The organism is Robiginitalea sp., assembly GCF_049588695.1.
In the GTDB taxonomy this organism is placed as follows: domain Bacteria; phylum Bacteroidota; class Bacteroidia; order Flavobacteriales; family Flavobacteriaceae; genus Robiginitalea.
On sequence record NZ_JBAVZJ010000057.1, the window covers coordinates 1 to 6,474 of the forward strand.

The 6,474-nt window shown below is 39.6% G+C and carries 3 protein-coding genes; all 3 read right to left on the reverse strand.

What is annotated here, in order from left to right:
• On the reverse strand, positions 1–1,406 hold a 1,406-nt coding region (locus WBV75_RS01165), incomplete at its 3' end, for a carboxypeptidase-like regulatory domain-containing protein (protein ID WP_424118831.1).
• 50 nt (positions 1,407–1,456) lie between these two features.
• Complete coding sequence (locus WBV75_RS01170) at positions 1,457–3,025, reverse strand: carboxypeptidase-like regulatory domain-containing protein (protein ID WP_424118832.1); 1,569 nt, start codon at positions 3,023–3,025, stop codon at positions 1,457–1,459.
• A 250-nt stretch (positions 3,026–3,275) separates the two neighbouring features.
• Positions 3,276–5,483, reverse strand: a complete 2,208-nt coding sequence (locus WBV75_RS01175) for a S41 family peptidase (protein ID WP_424118833.1) — start codon at positions 5,481–5,483, stop codon at positions 3,276–3,278.
• Positions 5,484–6,474 lie beyond the last annotated feature (991 nt).

Here is a 6,474-nt window from a genome sequence, read left to right on the forward strand (position 1 = left end):
AAAAACTCTCTAAACTGATTGAAATTTTTAATCGTCCATTCGTTGATTAAATTCCCTTGTAAGTCTTTAACATCTTTAATCCTAAAATCCAATACTTTATTGTCAAGACCGCCAGTTTTTCCCAAAAGTAGGATTTCCTCAAATCTTCTTCTTTCTTTTTCCGTTTTCAAACTAGGATATAACAATACTTGATCGTTCAATACCAATACATTCTCAAGTCTAATTTTTTTGCCGTAGAACCGACACCTGTAATTATTTAAATCTCTAGCACTAAATTGATTTAATATTTCATTAAAGGTCAATATTATACACTTTTTTTGAGAATTGACCTCTACAAATTTGAGTCTTAACTGAGGTGGTTGCCAAACTGAAAAATTGTTATGAAAAGAAATATAATTTAAAAACATTTTCTCCTCTTTTTTCCTGTAAGTGATAATAACTTCGAATACAAGCTTTTTTTGTGCTCCGTCTTTTTCTGACGAAACAATAGCGTTTTGTTTGGTCAGATTATAAACGGCGTATTCCATTTTATAAATGGAATAATCATCCTTGGATATAAACAATCTACCATGTGCAACATGATTCGAAAGTCTTTTGACAAACCTAATTGTAAACAGCGCTTTATCTCCAATATAGGAATCCTCTTCCCTTGAAAAATTATGCTCCTTTAATAAATCGTCTTTTAATCTATGTACAAAAGAAAACGTATCAATACTATAGTTGCGTATTGCATTGTGAACGCTTAGAATAGTAAATTCATTCCCTCCATAGGAATCCAAATAACCTTCATCAATTACTTTAGCTCCGCCTTCGAAGCTATAGTTATAGGGCTGTCTGGCAATTGAATCACGTATAAAGTCTTTATTTTCACGATAGTCATATAGGATAATCCTGGTAGTTGACGAATCAATAGATCTAAAGCCCTGATCAAACATTTCCAAGATGGCCTCATTCAAGTTAACATATTGACCCTTGTTTAGTTGATAATCCCTATAGTATCCCACCTGTGAATATGGGTTGATCGGATAATTTTCAGGAATCGCATCGATCGCTCTTTGAACGATTGTCTCGGGCTTAAGTGTGCCTCTTTTCCGCCTTCCTTTAACTACGGCTTCGTCCAATTCAAAAATTGCAGGAATCAATCTAATGATAGTGGGTTCGGTAGTTTTTAAATCATTGACAAGTATTTCAAAATTTTGGTAACCCATGGAAGAAATTTCAAGAACATCTCCTAATTCTCGGAACTTGATAGGTATTTTAAAACTGCCATCGAAGTTTGAAATTACTCCCAAGGCCCTATCCTTTAGACGAATAGTTGCAAAAACAACTGGCTCAGATGTATTAGAATCTATAAGAACGCCACGAACAAAATCTTCTTCTTGCCCACGGACAAGAGTCACAGACATTAGAATAGTAAAACACAAAATCTTCAATGGTATATAATTCATTATGAAAACTATTCTCTTTCGTCATTGTTTGGGGTGTTCATCCAATAATCCGAAAAATCATCAGGCTTGTCAAAAATTTGATTTTCAAAAATCGGCCTGTCCTTTCTCATGTATCTATTATTATTTTTGGAATGGCTTTGGGGGTTAATGCGCTGAACAAAAAATTCACGATATTGCTCAAACTGGATTTCTTCAGGATCATTAATACTATTTCCTTCAATATCCTTCATCTTTGAAACGACAATATTTAGATTACTGGTCTTGTATTCAGCATCTTTAACAACCATTTCTTCTAATCTTCGCCATTCTGATTTAGATAAATACAGCTTTGCAGATTTTCCATCCAATACAATATGTTTTATTTTCAACTTTTGATCCCTGTATTTTAGGTCATATCTACTTGTTTTTTGGCCGTCCTTTTGGTCGGGTATAGTACTAAAATTTACAAGTACGAACTTATCTGGAAAATCCAAGGATACTTTCTCTGCTCTAAGTATGGATTTTCCATAGGCATTAAATTGATTATTAAAAGAAATATAACTTGGGTACATAGAACCATTATACCTTTTGTAGCCTACTTTAACAGAAAACAATGAAGATGTTCCCTTTTTTAAATCTGCATAGGTTACATTTGGTTTAACTTCCTCTCCTCTCACATAGACATTGTAATCAAACTTATAAATGGCAAATGACGTTTTTGAAATAGCAATTGTTCCAAAAACCAAGTATTTACTCGTTCGTTTTGAGAATTCCAGGGAATACAAAACATCGTTACCCAGCTTTACGTCCGGTTTCTTTCTAAACCAATGGTTTTCAATAAAATCATGCGCAAATCGATAAACATAGGAATACGTATCTACTTTATAATTACGAATGGCGTCCATATTACGTAATATAAGCAGTTCGTTGCCTTTTCTGGATTCCACCTCCGCACCTGGTATAAATTTATTCTGGTTGTCGTAGGGCTTTTCGCCAATAGTATCCCTCGGGAAGGCTAAGTTTCTTGTATAGTGGTATAATTTATAATTGGTATTTTCAAAATCACCAGTGGCGAACCCGCTATCAAAAACTTCAAGTATCGCTTCGTTGAAATTAAATCGACTCCCATTTTTCACTTGATAATCCCGATAGTAACCAATGTATGAAAAGGGACTTAAGGGATAATTTTTTGGAATGTTATCAATAGCATTTTGAATTATAGCTTCGGGCTTTAAACTTTTCTTCCTTTTTGAAACGAGAACCACCTCATTAAGCATTTCAATATTTGGTTTAAGTCTAACCAAATTGCTTTCAAATAAACTGAGGTCGCTCAATTCTATTTCCAAAACCTGGTAGCCCATAGAGGATATTTCGATTATATCGCCATATTCACTAAATTTCATTGGAATTTTAAAACTCCCGTCAAGGTTAGAAATCACTCCTAAAGCCCTATCTTTTATCCGAATACTGGCAAAAGCAATAGGCTCTTCGGTTTCAAAATCAAGCAGATTCCCAGTGATATAGTCCTGCTGAGCAGTAACAAAATGGGTTATGAAAAGAAAAAATAAGAAAACTATCTTATAGCTTTTGACTACCACTTATCGGCTGTAATTGTTGACTTAATTGAAAATACATCAAATTATCTATAGAAAAAAAAGAATTGTTGCTGTTACATTTACAGCAAGGTAAAATTACCGCAACTCGAATAGAACCCAAGCAATACAGGCCCATCTCGCCAATACAACCGCAATCCCTTATGCAAAAATACCACGGGTAGCTTAAAGCCCTATCACTAGTCTTTTTTATTAGTACCAAGAATTGACCTTTTATGGAATTAACCTGCCGGTTTTACTCTTCCAGTATAATCTCAATGGCCTTTTCGAGAAGTTCATTCCTTCCTTCACTTATCCCTTTGACGGTTGGTTTAACTACTATATCGGGGACAATTCCCACCCGTTGGCTTTCTTCTCCATTCGGATAGTTTACACCTATCCCAGAAATCATGGTCCTGAGTCCGCCTGGAAGCTTTATGGCCGATACATTCCCGTCAGCCCCGGCCGTTGTGCTTCCAATGATTGTGGTATTGTCTCCTGCCCTGAATGCCATTGCCGTATACTCAGCCTGGCTTTGGGACAGTTCATTGACCAACACGATCAACTTCCCCTGGTAAGGAGCCTCCGAGCCGGGTATTTCCAGGGTTTTCGTAAATGTAAACTCCCCTGGGTTGTCGATATTTCCGGTCGAGAATTTAACAAATGGGACCGTATCGGAAACAAAATAAGACCCCAGGCTAAACGGGACAAAGGTGGAAGGGTAGTTTCGGATGTCGATAATGATCCCCCTGGTGTCCCTGAATTCTGTTTTTATCCTGGATATGTCTTCATTCTTGATTGTTTGAAGGCTCACATACCCTATATTGTTTTCCAACAGTTTATAGGATCGCTCATTGCTCTTTGGGTACCAGCGAAATATGTTGAGACTGTCCCGCGGATATAATTTTAAGGACTTGGTTTGGGGCCCGGCATCGCCCGACACATAAGCTATCTCGATCTCATTGGAGCTGGAGCGCAATAGGTCGGCCGCCATATCCCGTAATCTTGTGGGCTCATTTGAGGCAGGATAATAGGCGGATCTATCTCGTACGATCTCATCAACCGGGACACCATTGATCCTGATAACAATATCTCCTATTTCCAGCCCGGCTTCATCCTGCAACTCTTCATTGTAATAATCGGTTACCACGAGCTGATCTTCCACAAAACGAAGGTGCACAGGAGGGTAGTACGCTCCTTTCCATTCATCTAACTTGTCAGCTCCCCTCCATAGGTTGGCATGTGTGTCCTGGATATCTCCTATCATACGGATAGCAGCCATTTCATATTCCAATTCATCGGATGCATGAATGAATTCGGGAATGTATTGCAACAGTGTGGTATTCCAATCTTTGTCCATCAGGTGCTTGTAGGGGAAGAAGTAGTTGATCATATTCCAGTACCTGTAAAGCGCCAGTAACTTGAACCCATCATCCGGGAAGGGCATATCCGGATAGGCATTTTCATTTTTGAATCTGGGATTCTCAACACCCGGGGCCATACCGATATAAAAGTGCTTCCCCTGTGAACGACTATCGTATACCTCGAGGAGTTTCTTCTTCAGCTTCTCTCCCTGGTTTTGAATCCAATCCAGGTCCGGCCGGAGTACGGCTTGTGGGTCGGTTGTTTTACAAGTAGAACATACTTCCAGCGGCCCAAGGGAGGTGATCCAGTTTGTAAGAAGTCCATCCCTTTCGACGTCATTGTTGCGCTCAAGGTAATCGGGCAGGAACCTGAAGAGTTCGTAGTCCCAATTATAAGTTCCTTTGGCGATTTCGGGATGGTGATATTTAAGGAAGCCCCAGACCCGGCCCAGCAGTTCAAAATCCTCATAATCCTCCCGGGACACTCCTGATAAATCAACAAGAGATCCCTTGTCAAATTCAACGTCGAGTTGTGCTGGTAATTTTTCCTTTTCAATCTCCTTCAGGGTTTGGATGTTCTCTCCATCAATAGTCAGATGAAAATCGTCAAACCAGGCAACTCCCCTACCAACAAGGATTCCTGCTATGAAGATGGTTTCAGCTTCTTCAGGATAATTCAGAACGATGCTATATTTCTGCCAGTCTTTCGTTCCCGTGATAGCTTGGTTTCGCATATTGTCAAATTCAAGGGAAGATTCATTTCCGTCAATTCGCAACAGCAAACCCGCAAAACCATTTTCTACATTTTCGATTTTCATATAGCCCTCAAGCTCTATTTTCTTACCCGAATAGTTCGCAGGAATTTTATAGGCGATGCTTCCAAAAGAACTCCCTTCCTCATCGGAAGTGATTTTACCTGAATTTTGACCTGAATGGGCCGTGGAGTCAATCGTCAAGCTATAGTCTCCCCATTTAAACCATCCATCAGGAAGGGACTGACCTTCATTTTGATTTTCAAACCCAAGATTATACTTCTCAGGACTTTGTGCATGGCTAATAAAAGTGACAATTGCCGTCAAGGCCATCAGTATTCGTTTCATCGGCTGGTTTTATTGGTTTGGGTTTATCGTTTCGGCATTCGCATTAAGAAAGTAACATTTATATCTCATTTAGCTTCATTCATATACCAATAGTACAAATTGTCACATTCGAATTGAAAGCCCTTATTTTTAGTTCCTCATTTAAGTTCTTGTAATCCACGCTAATTTCAAGATACTAAAATCTGACAGCCTATCCTGGTCACCGGCAGGTTAAGTCCACTAATTGTATATCTTGGATAAGTAACAACCAACCCATGCTCCGCTTCTTCCGCCAAATACGTCAAGGACTCCCTACTGACAATAATTTCAGCAAGTACCTTCTATATGCGATTGGGGAGATTTTGCTGATGGTCATTGGGATTTCTTTTATAATTCCACCCAATTTAGGACAGTGACTTAGGTCAAATTTCATTAGATTTATAAGAATGCCAAATCAACCTAAAACACAACAAAAATCAAGTTCACAAATCGTCAACACAGACCTTGGAATTACGTAACACCCCATGAAATAAAGGGGTTCCAAAGGAGGGTTTAGATCCTGGCGTGGTCACTTAAGCATGAAAAGCTCGCCTGTAAGGCGGGCTTTTTTCGTCTGAACGCGGTGGCAAGCTCGCTTGCCGACCAAAGTGAAGGCGGAAAAAGCAGCCAGCCAGGGGCTGGGGGCTTTTCATGTAGACTACGGGGCCGTCAGGAAAACCGAGCGCAGCGAAGGTAATCCTGCGGCGATGCCGGGTTTGCATTTTCAGGCGGGAGTAGCCAGGAAAACCGAGCGAAGCGAAGGTAATCCTGCGGCGATGCAGGGTTTGCATTTTCAGGGGCGAGTAGCCAGGATCACGGAACGTAGTGACGTAATCCTGAGTCCACAGTAGGCAGTGGCAGTTGGCAGAATGAATATTGATTGCCCTTCAAAAGACAAAAAACACCCCCAAAAGGTCTCGATTCGGTCACACTTAGAATAGGATAGGTAACAGTGTGACCTGGTTGTTTTTAC